17 protein-coding genes are annotated in these 15,321 nt (G+C 61.1%); 10 read left to right on the forward strand and 7 right to left on the reverse strand.

The genetic code is table 11. The annotated features are described in order from the left end of the window. Nucleotides 1-710 (forward strand): DNA polymerase (locus ACOVRJ_RS17725; RefSeq protein WP_422045158.1); only part of this gene is annotated, 710 nt, incomplete at its 5' end. Nucleotides 711-827: 117 nt separating this feature from the next. On the opposite strand, the gene ACOVRJ_RS17730 is transcribed toward ACOVRJ_RS17725, so the two are convergent. From ACOVRJ_RS17730 to ACOVRJ_RS17755, 6 genes are all read right to left on the reverse strand, one after another. Beyond that, nucleotides 828-1,175, reverse strand: coding sequence for a PEP-CTERM sorting domain-containing protein (locus tag ACOVRJ_RS17730; protein WP_422045159.1), 348 nt, complete (start codon nucleotides 1,173-1,175; stop codon nucleotides 828-830). A gap of 9 nt (nucleotides 1,176-1,184) precedes the next feature. Further along, on the reverse strand, nucleotides 1,185-1,532 hold the full coding sequence (locus ACOVRJ_RS17735; RefSeq protein WP_422045160.1) for a hypothetical protein: 348 nt from the start codon (nucleotides 1,530-1,532) through the stop codon (nucleotides 1,185-1,187). A gap of 290 nt (nucleotides 1,533-1,822) precedes the next feature. After that, entirely contained in the window at nucleotides 1,823-2,887 is a 1,065-nt protein-coding gene (locus ACOVRJ_RS17740; RefSeq protein WP_422045161.1) for a sulfate/molybdate ABC transporter ATP-binding protein, read from the reverse strand. Next, entirely contained in the window at nucleotides 2,884-3,774 is an 891-nt protein-coding gene (cysW, locus tag ACOVRJ_RS17745; protein ID WP_422045162.1) for a sulfate ABC transporter permease subunit CysW, read from the reverse strand. Before cysW ends, ACOVRJ_RS17740 begins: the two co-directional genes overlap by 4 nt. After that, nucleotides 3,774-4,667, reverse strand: coding sequence for a sulfate ABC transporter permease subunit CysT (gene cysT, locus ACOVRJ_RS17750; RefSeq protein WP_422045163.1), 894 nt, complete (start codon nucleotides 4,665-4,667; stop codon nucleotides 3,774-3,776). Before cysT ends, cysW begins: the two co-directional genes overlap by 1 nt. A gap of 27 nt (nucleotides 4,668-4,694) precedes the next feature. Then, nucleotides 4,695-5,741, reverse strand: coding sequence for a sulfate ABC transporter substrate-binding protein (locus ACOVRJ_RS17755; RefSeq protein ID WP_422045164.1), 1,047 nt, complete (start codon nucleotides 5,739-5,741; stop codon nucleotides 4,695-4,697). Nucleotides 5,742-5,924: 183 nt separating this feature from the next. Here ACOVRJ_RS17755 and ACOVRJ_RS17760 point away from each other — a divergent pair, with 183 nt between their 5' ends. The 9 genes from ACOVRJ_RS17760 (at nucleotide 5,925) to ACOVRJ_RS17800 (ending at nucleotide 14,920) form a co-directional block, all read left to right on the forward strand. Beyond that, complete coding sequence (locus ACOVRJ_RS17760; RefSeq protein ID WP_422045165.1) at nucleotides 5,925-7,184, forward strand: lipoprotein-releasing ABC transporter permease subunit; 1,260 nt, start codon at nucleotides 5,925-5,927, stop codon at nucleotides 7,182-7,184. Beyond that, nucleotides 7,177-7,887 carry an ABC transporter ATP-binding protein gene (locus ACOVRJ_RS17765; RefSeq protein WP_422045166.1) on the forward strand — a complete coding sequence of 237 codons (711 nt, stop codon included), beginning with the start codon at nucleotides 7,177-7,179 and terminating at the stop codon, nucleotides 7,885-7,887. Before ACOVRJ_RS17760 ends, ACOVRJ_RS17765 begins: the two co-directional genes overlap by 8 nt. 55 nt (nucleotides 7,888-7,942) lie before the next feature. Continuing rightward, nucleotides 7,943-8,806: a formyltetrahydrofolate deformylase gene (gene purU / locus ACOVRJ_RS17770; RefSeq protein WP_422045167.1), complete on the forward strand. Its 864-nt coding sequence runs from the start codon at nucleotides 7,943-7,945 to the stop codon at nucleotides 8,804-8,806. A gap of 34 nt (nucleotides 8,807-8,840) precedes the next feature. After that, nucleotides 8,841-9,668, forward strand: a complete 828-nt coding sequence (locus tag ACOVRJ_RS17775; protein WP_422045168.1) for a TatD family hydrolase — start codon at nucleotides 8,841-8,843, stop codon at nucleotides 9,666-9,668. Beyond that, the gene (locus tag ACOVRJ_RS17780; RefSeq protein ID WP_422045169.1) at nucleotides 9,661-10,191 is read left to right on the forward strand and encodes a DNA-deoxyinosine glycosylase; all 531 of its coding nucleotides are present in this window, start codon (nucleotides 9,661-9,663) and stop codon (nucleotides 10,189-10,191) included. Before ACOVRJ_RS17775 ends, ACOVRJ_RS17780 begins: the two co-directional genes overlap by 8 nt. Beyond that, the gene (locus ACOVRJ_RS17785) at nucleotides 10,188-10,988 is read left to right on the forward strand and encodes a spermidine synthase (protein ID WP_422045170.1); all 801 of its coding nucleotides are present in this window, start codon (nucleotides 10,188-10,190) and stop codon (nucleotides 10,986-10,988) included. Before ACOVRJ_RS17780 ends, ACOVRJ_RS17785 begins: the two co-directional genes overlap by 4 nt. Next, on the forward strand, nucleotides 10,985-12,787 hold the full coding sequence (locus ACOVRJ_RS17790) for a GspE/PulE family protein (protein ID WP_422045171.1): 1,803 nt from the start codon (nucleotides 10,985-10,987) through the stop codon (nucleotides 12,785-12,787). The genes ACOVRJ_RS17785 and ACOVRJ_RS17790 overlap by 4 nt, the downstream gene beginning before the upstream one ends. Before the next feature lie 149 nt (nucleotides 12,788-12,936). Beyond that, nucleotides 12,937-13,401 (forward strand): tripartite tricarboxylate transporter TctB family protein, encoded by a 465-nt coding sequence (locus tag ACOVRJ_RS17795; protein WP_422045172.1) that lies wholly within the window; start codon nucleotides 12,937-12,939, stop codon nucleotides 13,399-13,401. A 10-nt stretch (nucleotides 13,402-13,411) separates the two neighbouring features. After that, nucleotides 13,412-14,920, forward strand: coding sequence for a tripartite tricarboxylate transporter permease (locus tag ACOVRJ_RS17800; protein ID WP_422045173.1), 1,509 nt, complete (start codon nucleotides 13,412-13,414; stop codon nucleotides 14,918-14,920). Nucleotides 14,921-15,125: 205 nt separating this feature from the next. Here ACOVRJ_RS17800 and ACOVRJ_RS17805 read toward each other — a convergent pair. Then, the coding region (locus tag ACOVRJ_RS17805) for a hypothetical protein (RefSeq protein ID WP_422045174.1) at nucleotides 15,126-15,321 on the reverse strand (196 nt) is incomplete at its 5' end.

The raw sequence follows: 15,321 nt of genomic DNA on the forward strand, positions 1-15,321 counted from the left end.
TTATCGCGCCGCCGGGGCATCTGATCGTCAGCGCCGACTATTCGCAGATCGAGCTACGCATCATGGCTCACATCAGCGAGGACCCGGGGCTCTTGCGCGCCTTCGGCCAAGGCGAGGATGTGCACCGCGCCACCGCCGCCGAGGTGTTCCGCACACCGCTGAACGAGGTGACCTCCGAGCAGCGCCGCTATGCCAAGACCATCAACTTTGGCCTGATCTACGGCATGGGTGCTTTTGGTCTGGCGCAGTCACTGGGCATCGATCCCAAGGCGGCGCGCGACTATATCGACCTGTACTTCAACCGCTTTGCGGGCGTGAAGCACTATATGGACGCCACCCGTGAGTCAGCCAAGGCCAAGGGTTATGTGGAGACGGTGTTTGGCCGACGCCTCTGGCTGCCCGAGATCAACTCCGGCAACGGCCCGCGCCGCACCGGCGCTGAGAGGCAGGCCATCAATGCGCCGATGCAGGGCACGGCGGCCGATTTGATCAAGCTGGCCATGAGTGCGGTGCAGGCGGCGCTGGATGCCGAAGGCAAGGCGACCCGCATCGTCATGCAGGTGCACGATGAATTGGTCTTCGAGGTGCCCGAGGCTGAGCTGGACTGGGTCAAGGCCGAAGTGCCGCGCTTGATGGCCGGCGTGGCGCAGTTGAAGGTGCCGCTCTTGGCCGAGGTGGGCGTCGGCGCCAACTGGGATCAGGCGCACTGATCCTTTTGTCGATGCCCAAGACAAAAAAGCCCGTTCAGGCAATCACCTGAACGGGCTTTTTTTTGTTGTTGGTTGACGCCTTGGGGCATCAACACAGCGCATGGGGTTCAGCGCAACTTACTTGGCTGCAGCCTTGCGACGACGGCTGGCCAACAAGGCGCCGCCGAGGGCCAAGGGCAACAAGGCCAGGGTGGTGGGCTCGGGGACTGGGTTGGACTGGATATTGTCAAAGCGCAGGTAGCCGCTCGACATCCAGCTGGCGCTGCGCAGATTGGTCTCGTTCAAATTGAAGGCTTGGAAGCCGGAGGTCCGATCTAGGGTGACTGTCTTCTTGGCTTCTTTCCCTGAAGCGTATTTGAAGGTGAAGTCAATGATGTAGTCACTGTTAACCCTGCCTGCCATGCCGTTGTAGTAATCATCCAACTGGATGCTCAGCAGGTCGAACAATTGGCCGTTATCCTTCATCAGCGTGGTCTACGAGCCGCCAACATCAGTGCGCAAACTGTCTTTTCCGCCCTTGAAGCAGGCGGTGTTCTTGCAGTTGTTGGAGACGGTGTATCCGTTTTCCGAGATGCTGTTGACCTTCTTGTTGCCGATGTTCTGGAGTTCCGAAAAGTCCAGTACGGTAGGGGCGGCTTGGCTGCCGGCTGCGGCCAAGATCAATGCCGCTGCGGCCAGGTCACTCTTCAGAAAATTGCGCTGTGTCATCGAGATTCCTTGATATAGGGATTGACTCACCCCTTTGTCAGGGGTCTCAAACTGATGAGTACAGTTTGGGTTTAACCACTTGAATACCAAATCCCGCGCCTGCGGGGGGTGCATGTGGATTGCTGTGTTTTGTTCACACCTGACTCAGGGGCCCCAAAACAAGGGCTTATCCCCCTTTGTGGTGATTGATGGCGGGCTGCGATCCCAATCGGCCGGCCTGAAGCAATGCCGAGCTTGTCGGCATTTTCAGTAATTTTGGTATTTTATTGGTATTGGATCGGGTCGAGTGAATCGCCCGAATGGCTTCTTTACCTGGGAGGGGCGGGTTCGCCACCCGACGCCTGGGGTGGCGTCAGGGACGGAGTCTCCCAGATGACGTGCTTTGCAGCAGCGTCACCGGGGCATCAGATGCCGGCGCCCGCTTCGAACAGGCTCAGGCGCGAGGCGCTCAGGTGCACGCGCTGGCCGTTTTGCAGATTCAGCACGGCGGCTTGCTCGCGGGTCAGTTCGGCCTCCAGGTGCTGGCCATCTACGCCGGTCAATTCCACCCGCGCCGCGGCGCCGAAGCTCAGCACCCGCTCGACGGTGGCGGGCAGGCCGCGCGCGTCGGCAGCGGTCAGGATTTGCAGTTCATGCGGGCGGGCGTAGGCCTGCACCTGGCCGACCTTGTCCGTCAAGGACTTGCCAAAGCTCAGATGCTGATCGCCCAGATGAATCACGCCACCCTCGGCACGGCCTTCGAAGCGGTTCACCGCGCCCAAGAAGCCATAGACAAAGGGCGTGGCCGGGTGTTCGTAAACCTCTTGCGGCGTGCCGATTTGCTCGACCTTGCCGTGGTCCATCAGCACCACGCGGTCGGCCACTTCCAGCGCTTCTTCTTGGTCATGGGTGACGAAGACGCTGGTGATGTGGAGTTCGTCATGCAAGCGGCGCAGCCAGCGGCGCAGCTCTTTGCGCACCTTGGCGTCGAGGGCGCCGAAGGGCTCGTCCAGCAGCAGCACGCGCGGCTCCACCGCCAGGGCGCGGGCCAGGGCGATGCGCTGCCGCTGGCCGCCGGAGAGTTGCGGCGGGAAGCGGTCGGCCAGCCAATCGAGCTGCACCAGGTTCAGCAACTCATGCACCTTGCGCTTGATTTCGGATTCGCTGGGTCGCTCCTTGCGGGGCTTGACGCGCAGGCCAAAAGCCACGTTCTCGAACACTGTCATGTGGCGGAACAAGGCGTAGTGTTGGAACACAAAGCCCACCTGGCGCTCGCGCACATGGGTGTCGGACGCGTCTTCGCCGTCCAGCAAGACCTGACCCCGGTCGGCCGTTTCCAGGCCGGCGATGATGCGCAAAAGCGTGGTCTTGCCGCAGCCGGAGGGGCCCAAAAGGGCGACCAGTTCGCCGGTGGGGAAGTCGAGGCTGACATCGCCTAAAGCGGTGAAACTGCCGAACGACTTGTGGATGTTTTTGACTTGGATGCTCATGGGGCTTCCTTCACCGACGAATGGGCGCGCCATTCGACAAACTGTTTGAGGATCAGCGTGACCAGGGCCAGCAGGGCCAGGATCGAGGCCACGGCAAAGGCGGCGGCGAACTGGTACTCGTTGTAGAGAATCTCGACATGCAGGGGCAGGGTGTTGGTCTGGCCGCGGATGTGGCCCGACACCACCGACACCGCGCCGAACTCGCCCATGGCTCGCGCATTGCACAGGATCACGCCGTAGAGCAGGCCCCACTTCACATTCGGCAGCGTGACGCGCCAGAAGGTTTGCCAGCCACTGGCCCCCAGCACGGTGGCGGCTTCCTCTTCGTCGCGGCCCTGGGCCTGCATCAGCGGAATCAACTCACGTGCGACAAAGGGGAAGGTCACGAAGAGGGTGGCCAGTACGATGCCCGGCACGGCGAAGATGATCTTCACGTCGTTGGCCTGCAACCAGCCGCCAAACCAACCTTGCGCGCCAAACAGCAGCACGTAGACCAGGCCCGCCACCACCGGCGACACCGAGAAGGGCAGGTCGATGAAGGTGATCAGCAACTGCTTGCCGCGGAAGTCATGTTTGGCCACCGCCCATGCGGCGCTGACGCCAAACACCAGGTTCAGGGGCACCGAAATCGCGGCGGCGATCAGCGTCAGCTTGAGGGCCGAGACGGCGTCGGCCTCGACCAAGGCCGCGAGGTAGACCTCCCAGCCTTTGCGCAGCGCCTCGCTGAACACGGCCACCAGGGGCAAGACCAGAAACAAGGCGAAGAAGCTCAGGCCCAGGGTCAGCAGCAGGTAGCGCACCCAGGGGGCTTCCCGCGTGGCGGGGTTGTTTTGGTAGCGGCCGCCGCTGTTTTGAGGCACGCCCAAGCTTGAAACGATGCCGGCCATTATTTGCGTCCTTCTTGACCGTTACGGCGTGAGCTCCAGGCCTGCAAGCCGTTGATCAGCAACAGCAGGGTGAAGGAGAAAATCAACATTACCGCTGCGATGGCAGTGGCGCCCACATAGTCGTATTGCTCCAACTTGGAGATGATCATCAGCGGCGTGATCTCGCTGACCATGGGCAGATTGCCGGCGATGAAGATCACCGAGCCGTATTCACCCACGGCGCGGGCAAAGGCCAGCGCAAAGCCGGTCAGCAGCGCCGGCATCAGGGTCGGCAAGACCACCAGGCGGAAGGTCTGCCAGCGCTGCGCGCCCAGCGAGGCGGCGGCTTCTTCCAGCTCGGTTTCCATGTCTTCCAAGACCGGCTGCACCGTTCGCACAATGAAAGGCAGGCCGATGAAGATCAGGGCGATCAAGATGCCCAGCGGCGTGAAGGCCACTTTGATGCCCCACGGCACCAGCAGTTCACCAATCCAGCCATTGGGGGCGTACAGCGCGGTCAGCGCAATGCCGGCCACGGCGGTAGGCAGGGCGAAGGGCAGGTCGATCAGCGCGTCCACCACTTTTTTGCCGAAGAACTCATAGCGCACCAGGCTCCAGGCCAAGATCAGCCCGAACACGAGATTGATGGCCGCAGCCAGCAGCGACAAGCCAAAGCTCAGTTTGTAAGAAGCCACCACACGCGGTGCGCTGGCCGCAGCCCAGAAGGCGTCAAAGCCATGACCCGCCGACTTGATGAACACCGCCGACAGCGGGATCAGCACGATCAGCGAAAGGTAGAACAGGGTAAAGCCCATGGTCGGGCCAAAGCCGGGCAAGACCCGACGTTTGGCCCGTTTGGGCAGCTCAGGGACTGACGCAACAAGGGTCACGGCAGTGGGGGCGGCAGAACTCATGTCGGAAGGGGGCGCTGAAGAAAGGGCTTAGCGTTTGATGCCGGCCACGATCTGGTCGTAGGTGCCGCCATCGGCAAAGTGGGTCTTGCTGACCTTGGGCCAACCGCCCAACAACTGGTCCACGCTGAACAACTTGATCGGGGCGAAGCGCTTTTCCTCGCGCTTGAACACGGCGGCGTCACGCGGGCGGAAGTTGTGCTTGGCGATGATGGCCTGGGCCTCGGGGGTGTAGAGGAAGTCCAGATAGGCCTTGGCCACCACGGTCGTACCTTTTTTGGCGGCGACCTTGTCGACGATAGCGACCGGTGCGTCGGCTTCGATCGAGACGCTGGGGTTCACGACATCGAACAGGCCCTTGCCAAATTCGTTTTCAATCAACTCGGCTTCGGATTCAAAGGTCAGCAGCACGTCGCCGATGCCGCGCTGGGTGAAGGTGGTGGTCGCGCCTCGGCCACCGCCGTCCAAGACCGGCACATTGGCCAGCAGCTTGCTCACCAGATCCTTGGCCTGGGCTTCGTTGCCGCCCTTGGCCAAGACGCTGCCCCAGGCAGCCAGATAGCTGTAGCGTCCGTTGCCCGATGTCTTGGGGTTGGGGATGATGACTTGCAGGCCGGCGCGGGTCAGGTCGTTCCAATCCTTGATGGCCTTGGGATTGCCTTTGCGCACCAGGAAAACAATGGTGGAACTGTAGGGCGCGGCACCGTTCGGGAAGCGGTTGCGCCATTCGGCGGCGGTCAAGCCCTTATCCGCCAGAGCGTCCACATCGGTGGCTTGGTTCATGGTCACCACATCGGCCTCCAAGCCGCCGATCACCGAGCCGATTTGTTTGCTGGATCCGCCATGCGATTGGTTGATCGTCAAGGTCTTGCCGGTCTTGGCTTTGTACTGGGCGATGAAAGCGGGGTTGATTTCCTTGTAGAGCTCGCGGCTGACGTCGTAGGAGACGTTCAGCAAGGTGTCTGCGGAGGCTTGGGCCTGCGCCATGAGAGGCAGGGTCGCCAGGCTGGCGAGGGCCGTGGCCAGCATCAGGTGGCGACGGCGAAACGTAGCGGACAGCGCGGTGATCTCTTTCATGGCGACTCCAAATGTTTGACGCTGATTCAGCGAAGGGCGCTAGCTTGCCAAGCTTTGCTTATTCTGAAAACAACTGTTTTGGAATTTGCTTATTCGTTAATCTGCCTTTGACCTGTCGGTGCGGAGGCGAAGCTGGCCCTGACTTGCCGACCGAGTTGCGCGGGTCGGTTAGCATCCCCGCCCATGAATTGGCCTTATGAGTTGCAAATTGGCTGGCGCTACACCCGCGCCGGGCGGGGCGGGCGGCGCAATCGCTTCATCTCCTTCATTTCCGGCGTGTCGGTGCTGGGCATTGCCCTGGGCGTGGCGGCGCTGATCATCGTCTTGTCGGTGATGAATGGCTTTCAGAAAGAGGTGCGAGACCGCATGCTCTCGGTGATCGCCCATGTGGAGTTGCTGGAGTCGCAGGGTCAGGCCTTGCCGGATTGGCAAGCCACGGCGGCCAAGGCCAAGCAGAACCCGGCCGTAGCAGCGGCCGCGCCTTTTGTGGCCGCGCAGGTTTTGATCGCTCGCGGCGAGGACATGCGCGGTGCGGTGGTGCGCGGCATTGAGCCCGCTTTGGAAGCGGAGCTGACGCCGCTGGCCGCCAAGCTCAACAAAGAAGGTTCGCTCAGCCGCTTGCAAGCGGGCGGGTGGGGCATCATCGTTGGCGCCGAATTGGCCCGTACCTTGGGCGTGCGCGAGGGCGACAAGCTGACCCTGGTGGCGCCTAGCGGCCAGGTCACGCCGGCCGGTGTGATCCCGCGCTACAAGCAGTTCACCTTGGTGGGCATCTTCAACGCCGGCCATTACGAATACGACAGTGGCCTGGCCTTGATTCATGTGGAGGACGCGGCGCGCTTTTTTCGTGTCGATGGCCCCACCGGCGTGCAACTGCGCTTGAACGATGTGCACCAGGCGCGCCAGGTTGGCGATCAGCTGGCCTTGAGCCTGGGCGGCGAGATCCGCGTGCGCGACTGGACCCGCACCAACGCCAATTGGTATGACGCGGTGCAGGTGGAAAAACGCATGATGAGCATCATCCTGACCTTGATCGTGGCGGTGGCTGCGTTCAATCTGGTCTCGACCCTGGTGATGACGGTGACCGACAAGCAGGCCGATATTGCGATTCTGCGCACCCTGGGCGCCAGCCCGCGCTCCATCATGGCCATCTTCATGGTGCAAGGCGCCTTGGCCGGGGTGCTGGGCACCTTGTCGGGCGTGGCTTTGGGCCTCTTGGTGGCCTTCAATCTGGATGTGATCGTGCCGACGATTGAGTGGGCTTTGAACACCCAGTTCCTGCCGGCCAGCATGTATCTGATCAGCCATATGCCCAGCGATCCGCGCATGAACGATATTGCGCCGCTGGTGTTGATCTCGCTGGCGCTGGCCTTCCTGGCCACCCTGTATCCGAGCTGGCGCGCAAGCCGCGTTCAGCCTGCCGAGGCTTTGCGTTATGAATGAGAACGGTCGTGATGTAGTCCTGCAAGGCTTGGGCCTTGGGCGCCGTTTCTCCGAGGGCGATCTGGATGTGCAAGTGCTGAGCGGGGTGGACCTGACGGTACGGCGCGGCCAGACCCTGGCCATCGTCGGCGCCTCGGGTTCTGGCAAGTCGACGTTGCTGCATTTGCTCGGTGGGCTGGACAAACCCAGCACCGGGCATGTCAGCTTGATGGGCCGCAACTTGGCCGATATGGCCGAGCCGGAATTGGGTCGTTGGCGCAATCTGCACCTGGGCTTTGTCTATCAGTTCCACCACCTGCTGCCCGAGTTCAGCGCTTTGGACAATGTGGCCATGCCGCTGCGTATCCGCCGCATGCCGCAAGCGCAGGCGCGTGAGGTGGCCGCGGCCATGTTGGCCCGGGTGGGCTTGGGCGCTCGCGTGCAGCACCGACCGGCCGAGTTGTCGGGCGGTGAGCGCCAGCGGGTGGCGATTGCTCGCGCCCTGGTCACCCAGCCCGCTTGCGTCTTGGCCGACGAGCCCACCGGCAATCTCGATCGCAATACGGCGCAGGCCGTGTTCGAGTTGATGCTGACCACCGCCAAGGACATTGGCACCGCCTTCGTCATGGTCACCCATGACCAAGGTCTGGCCCAGCAATGCCAGGCTCAGCTGCATCTGCTGGGCGGCACCATGCAGGCGGCCCAGCTGGGCGTTCCTGCTTGAACTTGCTTTGCAGCCCTGGCCTCACGATTGACCCTTATTCAAAGACCTTCGGACCATGACCTCCTCACGATTCATTCTCAAGCTCAGTTGTCCCGATCAAGCCGGCATCGTCCATGCGGTCACCGGCTTGTTGCTGGAGCAGGGCGGCAATATCTTGACCTCGGCCCAGCATGGGGATGCCGACCATCAGCGCTTTTTCATGCGCATTGAGTTTGAGTGTGGAAGCGGTGCTTCGGTGGAAGCCTTGCGCGCAGCGTTTGAGCCCTTGGCGACCCGGCTGCAGATGGACTGGACCTTGGTGTCCAGCCAGGCCAAGACGCGTGTCTTGTTGATGGTGTCCAAGCTCGGTCATTGCTTGAACGATCTTTTGTTCCGGGTGCAGACCGGGCATTTGCCGATCGAGATTCCGGCCATCGTCTCCAACCACCGCGACTTCTATCAACTGGCCGCCTCGCACAATATTCCCTTCCACCACTTCCCGCTTTTGAACTCGACCGAGGAGCAAAAGCAGGCGCAGGAACGCAAGATCCGTGAGGTGATCGCGGACAACCAAATCGATCTGGTGGTGTTGGCGCGCTATATGCAAATCCTGTCGCCGGACTTGTGCCGTGATTTGTCGGGTCGGGCCATCAATATCCATCACAGCTTTTTGCCCAGCTTCAAGGGCGCCAAGCCTTATCACCAAGCGCATGAGCGCGGCGTCAAGCTGATTGGTGCGACGGCGCATTACGTCACCTCCGACCTGGATGAAGGCCCCATCATCGAGCAGGAAGTGGCACGCATTGATCATGGCCTGACGCCCGAGCATCTGGTCGCCATCGGTCGTGATGTTGAATGCGTGACCTTGGCACGCGCTATCCAGTGGCATGCCGAGCACCGCGTTTTGATGAACGGCCGTCGCACGGTGGTGTTCCGTTGAGTTGAGCCCGGCTCTGCATTCAGGGCTGAGCCCCATGTGGATCGACAGCCACTGCCATCTGGACGCACCCGAGTTCGATCTCGACCGCGAGGCGGTGGTCCAGCGCGCCCGCGATGCTGACGTGCAGATGCTGGTGATTCCGGCCGTAGGCGCCTTTGACTTCGAAGCGGCCCGCGAGTTGGCGCACCGGCATGACTTTGCCTATGCCTTGGGCATCCATCCGCTTTATGTGATGCAGGCGAAGGAGCAAGACCTGACCCTGTTGGCGGAGCTGCTTGCTCGTTATGCCACCGACCCGCGCTTGGTGGCGGTGGGGGAGATTGGCCTGGACTTCTTTGTGCCCGGCCTGAGTGCCGAGCGCCAACAGTTCTTCTATCGCGAGCAGCTGAAGCTCGCGCGTCGCTTTGATCTGCCGGTCTTGCTGCATGTGCGGCGCAGCGCAGATCAGCTGTTGGCCGGGCTTTCGCGCATTGCGGTGCGGGGCGGCATCGCCCACGCTTTCAATGGCAGCGATCAGCAGGCGCAGCGTTTTGTCGAACGTGGCTTCAAGCTCGGCTTTGGCGGCACCTTGACCTTTGAGCGTTCGGCGCAGATTCGCCGCCTGGCCGCAGGCCTTCCTGAATCTGCTGTGGTGTTGGAGACCGATGCGCCAGACATCCCGCCGCATTGGCTTTACAAAACCGCCGAGCAGCGTGCGGCGGGTGAGCTCTCGGGCCGCAACGAGCCTGCTGAGTTGCCGCGCATTGCTCAAAGTCTGGCGGACTTGCGTGTATGGACACTTGCGCAAACCGCGCGCATCACCTCGGCCAATGTGGGCGCGGCCTTGCCCAAGTTGCAGGCCTTGTTGGATGCCCATGGCTGAGGCTTCCTCCAGCTTGCCGCGCCTGCAAGGCCTGGCGCCGCATGTGGCGCCTGATACCCGCTTGCTGGTCTTGGGCAGCTTTCCCGGCGTGGCGTCCTTGAAGGCACAGCAGTACTACGGCCATCCTCGCAATCAACTCTGGCGCTTGTTGTCGGATGTGTTTGATCTGCCGCTGGTCGACGCCGACTACGCCACTCGACTGCAACTCTTGCGGCAGCACCGCATGGGCCTCTGGGATGTGATCACGGAGACGCAGCGCCAAGGCAGCCTGGACAGCCAGATTCGCGAGCCGCGCGCCAGTGATCTGCATGCGCTCTTGGCCGGCATGCCGGCCTTGCGCATGATCGCTTTCAATGGGGGCACGGCGGCGCGTTTGGGCCTGATTCAGTTGGGCGAGGCGGCCCAGCGCTACAAAATATTTCAGTTGCCCTCCAGCAGCCCGGCCTACACCTTGGCCTATGCAGGCAAACTGGCGGCTTGGCAGCAGATGGCGCCCGACTTTTTCAGCGCATCGAATCAATGAACAACAAAAAGACCAAAAAAGTGGCTTGGGCCCCGGCCACGCTGTCCGAGTACGACGGCGTGCGCTTTTTGCATTTGGACTCCATCTGGGTGCAGGGCGCGATGCGGATACGCAAGCCCCAACAACTGGAGCTGGAGTACATCCAGCGCATGATGGTGTGGATGCTGTGGCGCGAGTCCAGCCAGGTCCGCGAGGGCCATGCGGTGCAGCTGGGCCTGGGCGCAGCGGCGCTGACCCGGTATTGCCACAAAGTCTTGCGCATGCAGACCAGTGCAGTGGAGCTCAACCCAACGGTGATCAATGCCTGCCGGGTTTGGTTTCATCTGCCCGAGGACGATAAGCGCTTGACGGTTTTTAACGCCGACGCGGCGCGCTGGGTGGCCGAGCCGGAGCGGGCGCAGACGGTCGATGTCTTAAATGTGGATCTGTATGACCATGACGCTGCGTCCCCGGTCTTGGACGACGAAGCCTTCTACGCCAACTGCCATCGCATCCTGGCCGATGGCGGCTTGATGACGGTGAATCTTTTTGGTCGCGATGCCAGCTTTGCGCGCAGTGCAGGGCGCATCGCGTCGGTCTTTGGCAGCGATCAGGTCTGGAGCCTGGCGTCGACCAAGGAGGGCAACACGATTGTGGTGGCTGCACGTGGGGTGCAGGTCCCCGAGCGCGAGGAACTGGAGCGCCGAGCGGCTACCATCGAGGCGGAGTTTGAACTGCCGGCGCGCAAATGGCTGCGCCTGGTGCGCCCGCTGCCCTTGAGCATCATCAATCAGCTGAGATCCGAACCGCAGACATGAATGCCAAGCCCAAAACCGAGACCCCGGCTGCCGTGACTGCAAAGTCAGAAGGGCGGCTGGAGTGGCGGGCCCTGTTGAACTGGTTGCTGGAAGATGGCGTGATCGACCAGGAGCAGGTGGCACGCACCCAGCAGCGTTTTGCGGCGGGCGATAGCTCTTTGCACCCCTTGGTGCGCTTGGCTCATGCGGGTTTGAGCCGCGTGGGCAGCAGCGGCAAGTCGCTGGATCTGGATGCCCTGACCGAGTGGCTGGCGCAGCGCGCCAAACTGCCTTACCTTCGCATTGACCCGCTCAAAGTGGATGTGGGGCGGGTGTCGGATGTGATGTCGGTCGGCTATGCCGAGGCCAAGCGCTGCTTGCCGGTGCTGGTGGGCTTGAATGAAGTGACGATTGCTACTTCGGAGCCTTTTGACACCAGCTGGGTGGCGCAGATTGAGTCGCACACCCGCAAGCCGATCAAGTTGGTGGTGGCCAATCCGCTGGAGATCTCGCGCTACACCACCGAGTTCTTCACCTTGGCGCGTTCGGTGCGCGCGGCTGCCAAGACGGGCGAGTCGACCCAGGTGGCCAGCTTCGAGCAATTGGTTGAACTCGGCCGCAGCAACAAGCAACTCGACGCCAATGACCAAGGCGTGGTGCAGGTGGTGGATTGGTTATGGCAGTACGCTTTTGATCAGCGCGCCAGTGATATCCACCTGGAACCACGCCGCGAGATGGGCGTGATCCGCTTCCGCATCGACGGGGTCTTGCACACCGTCTATCAGCTGCCGCCGACCGTGATGAACGCGATGATCTCGCGCATCAAGCTCTTGGGCCGCATGGATGTGGTTGAACGCCGCCGGCCGCTGGATGGCCGCATCAAGACGCGTAACCCGGCGGGTGACGAGGTCGAAATGCGACTCTCCACGCTGCCGACTGCCTTTGGCGAAAAGATGGTGATGCGAATCTTTGACCCCGACACGGCGGTCAAGGATCTGGCCATGTTGGGCTTCTCCAGCCATGACACCGAGCGCTGGGAGAAGTTGGTGACCCAGCCGCACGGCATCATCTTGGTGACCGGGCCCACAGGCAGCGGCAAGACCACCACGCTGTATTCGACGCTCAAGCGCCTGGCCACTGACGAGGTCAATGTCTGCACGATTGAAGACCCGATCGAGATGATCGAGCCGGCTTTCAACCAGACTCAGGTGCAGGCGGCGCTGGACTTTGGTTTTGCAGAAGGCTTGCGAGCTCTGATGCGCCAGGACCCCGACATCATCATGGTGGGCGAGATCCGCGATCTGGCGACCGCCGAAATGGCGATCCAGGCCTCGCTGACCGGACACTTGGTCTTCAGCACCTTGCACACCAATGATGCGGCGTCCGCCATCACTCGTTTGACGGACTTGGGCGTGCCTTCTTATTTGATCAGCGCGACGGTGATCGGCGTGCTGGCACAGCGATTGGTGCGGACCTTGTGCCCGCACTGCAAGGCGCCCGACCCGACGGTGACGCGAGACACATTGAACGACATGCTCAAGCATTGGCGCATGAATGGCGGCGTCAAGCCCTACAAGCCAGTGGGTTGCCTAGAGTGTCGTCACACCGGTTACCGCGGCCGGGCTGGTTTGTATGAGTTGCTGACCGTGGGCGAGTCGATCAAAACCCATCTGCATCCCACCCCGGATATCTCTGCATTGCGCCGCCAAGCGGTGCAAGAGGGTTTGCGGCCACTGCGCCTGGCGGGTGCGATGAAGGTGGCCGAAGGGGTGACGACCCTGGACGAGATTTTGCGCAGCACGCCGCAGTGGCAAAGCTGAGTTGCGCTTGAATAGTTGCCCGCTCGGCAGCGCGGCCTGCAGCGCCAATCCCTTACGTGGAACCCACACTCGCGCAGCAATAGCCCCTGCCTAGAATGACTCGTCAATAGATCGCCGTCGATCATTCGAGTCATTCGAGAGGGTTTGCAATGAAGATCAAGAGTCAAAGAGACTTCTGGTCAGGGTTGATGTTCGTTTTGGTGGGGCTGACGTTTGCCGTCGCCTCGCGCGAGTACAACTTTGGCTCATCGGCCCGGCCCGGGCCAGCCTACTTTCCCTTCGGCCTGGGTGTGCTGCTGGCCATTCTTGGCGGGATGGTGCTGTTCAAGGCCTTGACCTTGGAGTCCGAGGGGGGCGACCCTATCGGCGCCATTGCTTGGCGACCGCTGTTGGTCATCGTGGCGGCCATCGTTTTGTTTGGTTTGATGCTGCCTCGATTTGGGTTGCTCATCACCCTACCGGTTTTGATTCTTCTCTCGGCTATGGCCAGCGACGAGTTTCGCTGGAAGGACGCTGTGCTCAATAGCGTCATCCTGACCTTCGGTAGTTGGGTGATTTTTGTTTGGGGCTTGAAACTGGTGATCCCGGTTTGGCCCACCATTTTCGGTGGCTGAGGGCTGACGCATGGACCTGCTGAACAATCTGTCCTTGGGCTTTCAGGTCGCCATGACCTGGCAGAACCTGCTTTACGCCTTTGGTGGTGCAGTGTTGGGTACCTTGATTGGCGTGTTGCCGGGCTTGGGACCGGTGGCCACGATCGCCATGCTGCTGCCTTCGATCTACGCTTTGGATGCGACTCCCGCCTTGATCATGTTGGCGGGTATCTACTATGGCGCGCAATATGGCGGCTCGACCACAGCGATTCTGATCAACGTGCCTGGTGAGTCGAGTTCGGTGGTGACCGCCATCGACGGCTATCAAATGGCGCGCCAGGGTCGCGCTGGGGCTGCGCTGGCGGCTGCGGGCCTGGGCTCATTCTTCGCCGGTTGCGTGGGCACGATCATCATTGCCGCTTTTGCGCCGCCATTGACCGAGTTGGCCTTCAAGTTCGGTCCGGCCGAGTACTTCTCATTGATGGTTCTGGGGTTGATTGGAGCCGTGGTCCTGGCATCGGGCTCCTTGGTGAAGGCCATTTCGATGATCTTGCTTGGCCTGCTGCTGGGGCAGATCAACACGGACGTGATCTCCGGCACACCGCGGTTCTCCTTTGACATTCCAGAACTGACCGACGGCATCGGCTTTGTTGTCATCGCCATGGGCATCTTTGGCTTTGGCGAGATCATCGCCAACCTGGGTCAGCCTGCCGAGCAGCGTGAAGTCTTCACCAAGGATGTGAAGGGTTTGTGGCCAACTCGACAGGATTTCCAGGATGCATGGCCCTCGGTGATTCGGGGCACGACCTTGGGCTCAATCCTGGGTGTACTCCCCGGAGGCGGCGCATTGCTGGCCTCGTTTGCTGCATACACGCTGGAAAAGAAGATCGTCAAGAAGCCTCGCGTGCCTTTTGGGCGGGGCGCCATTCAAGGTGTGGCGGGGCCTGAAGCCGCCAACAACGCCGGCGCTCAAACGAGCTTCATCCCAATGCTCACCTTGGGCATTCCTCCCAATGCGGTGATGGCCTTGATGGTGGGAGCGATGACCATCAAGGGAATTCAGCCAGGCCCGCAAGTCATGACCAGCAATCCCGAACTGTTCTGGGGTCTGATCGCGTCAATGTGGGTCGGCAACCTGATGCTGGTGGTTCTGAATCTTCCGCTGATTGGGGTTTGGATCAAGTTGCTGACGGTCCCTTATCGATTCCTCTTCCCCGCCATCGTGACCTTCTGCTGCATCGGTACCTACTCTTTGAACAACAACAACTTCGATGTCTTCTTGACGGCCATCTTCGCTGTGGTGGGCTATCTGTTCTACAAGCTCAGTTGCGAGCCCGCGCCCTTGCTCTTGGGCTTCATCCTCGGTCCCATGATGGAAGAGAACCTACGCCGAGCCTTGCTGCTTTCGCGTGGAGATTGGGGGACATTCATGAGCCGACCCTTATCGGCGGGTTTGTTGATTGCAGCCTTCCTGATGATCGTTGTTGTGATGCTGCCCGCCATCAAGAGCAAGCGAGAAGAAGCCTTCCAAGAAGAATAGGGCAACCCACGCTTCTCTCTGAGCCGGACCGCGAGTCCGGCTTTTTTGTTTGGGTGTGCAGAGACTTTTATTGCCCACCAAGACGCAGCGACTTGGAGAGGGGCCTGATGGCAGAGCTGGCCTCGATGTTCCGCTGCTCCCGGAGGGCCTCGGTTCCCAGACCCAGACAACGCCCCAAAAGGCACTGACATCCACTTTGTATAGGTCAAGCGGCCGAGTCTTTGGCCAAAAGAATTCGAAAAGCTTGCTGCCGCGCCAAAAATGGTGCTACAGTAGAGGGCTTCGCTGCTTCGGAATGAATTGTTTTGAAGCGGTGGGTAGCGAGAAGCAGTTGAGAAAATAAATTTCGAAACGCTTGACGGATGAATAAAAAATCAGTCATAATCTCGCTTCTGTGCTGC

The organism is Roseateles sp., assembly GCF_049240545.1.
Taxonomy (GTDB): domain Bacteria; phylum Pseudomonadota; class Gammaproteobacteria; order Burkholderiales; family Burkholderiaceae_C; genus Paucibacter_A.

Bases quoted from the DNA above. Each gene is read 5' to 3' on its own strand.
- ACOVRJ_RS17755 (WP_422045164.1), bottom strand. From the start codon at position 5,741: ATGAAAGAGATCACCGCGCTGTCCGCTACGTTTCGCCGTCGCCACCTG.
- ACOVRJ_RS17775 (WP_422045168.1), top strand. From the start codon at position 8,841: ATGTGGATCGACAGCCACTGCCATCTGGACGCACCCGAGTTCGATCTC.
- cysT (WP_422045163.1), bottom strand. From the start codon at position 4,667: ATGAGTTCTGCCGCCCCCACTGCCGTGACCCTTGTTGCGTCAGTCCCT.
- ACOVRJ_RS17740 (WP_422045161.1), bottom strand. From the start codon at position 2,887: ATGAGCATCCAAGTCAAAAACATCCACAAGTCGTTCGGCAGTTTCACC.
- ACOVRJ_RS17795 (WP_422045172.1), top strand. From the start codon at position 12,937: ATGAAGATCAAGAGTCAAAGAGACTTCTGGTCAGGGTTGATGTTCGTT.
- ACOVRJ_RS17735 (WP_422045160.1), bottom strand. From the start codon at position 1,532: ATGCACCCCCCGCAGGCGCGGGATTTGGTATTCAAGTGGTTAAACCCA.
- cysW (WP_422045162.1), bottom strand. From the start codon at position 3,774: ATGGCCGGCATCGTTTCAAGCTTGGGCGTGCCTCAAAACAGCGGCGGC.
- ACOVRJ_RS17730 (WP_422045159.1), bottom strand. From the start codon at position 1,175: ATGAAGGATAACGGCCAATTGTTCGACCTGCTGAGCATCCAGTTGGAT.
- ACOVRJ_RS17785 (WP_422045170.1), top strand. From the start codon at position 10,188: ATGAACAACAAAAAGACCAAAAAAGTGGCTTGGGCCCCGGCCACGCTG.
- purU (WP_422045167.1), top strand. From the start codon at position 7,943: ATGACCTCCTCACGATTCATTCTCAAGCTCAGTTGTCCCGATCAAGCC.
- ACOVRJ_RS17760 (WP_422045165.1), top strand. From the start codon at position 5,925: ATGAATTGGCCTTATGAGTTGCAAATTGGCTGGCGCTACACCCGCGCC.
- ACOVRJ_RS17800 (WP_422045173.1), top strand. From the start codon at position 13,412: ATGGACCTGCTGAACAATCTGTCCTTGGGCTTTCAGGTCGCCATGACC.
- ACOVRJ_RS17790 (WP_422045171.1), top strand. From the start codon at position 10,985: ATGAATGCCAAGCCCAAAACCGAGACCCCGGCTGCCGTGACTGCAAAG.
- ACOVRJ_RS17765 (WP_422045166.1), top strand. From the start codon at position 7,177: ATGAATGAGAACGGTCGTGATGTAGTCCTGCAAGGCTTGGGCCTTGGG.
- ACOVRJ_RS17780 (WP_422045169.1), top strand. From the start codon at position 9,661: ATGGCTGAGGCTTCCTCCAGCTTGCCGCGCCTGCAAGGCCTGGCGCCG.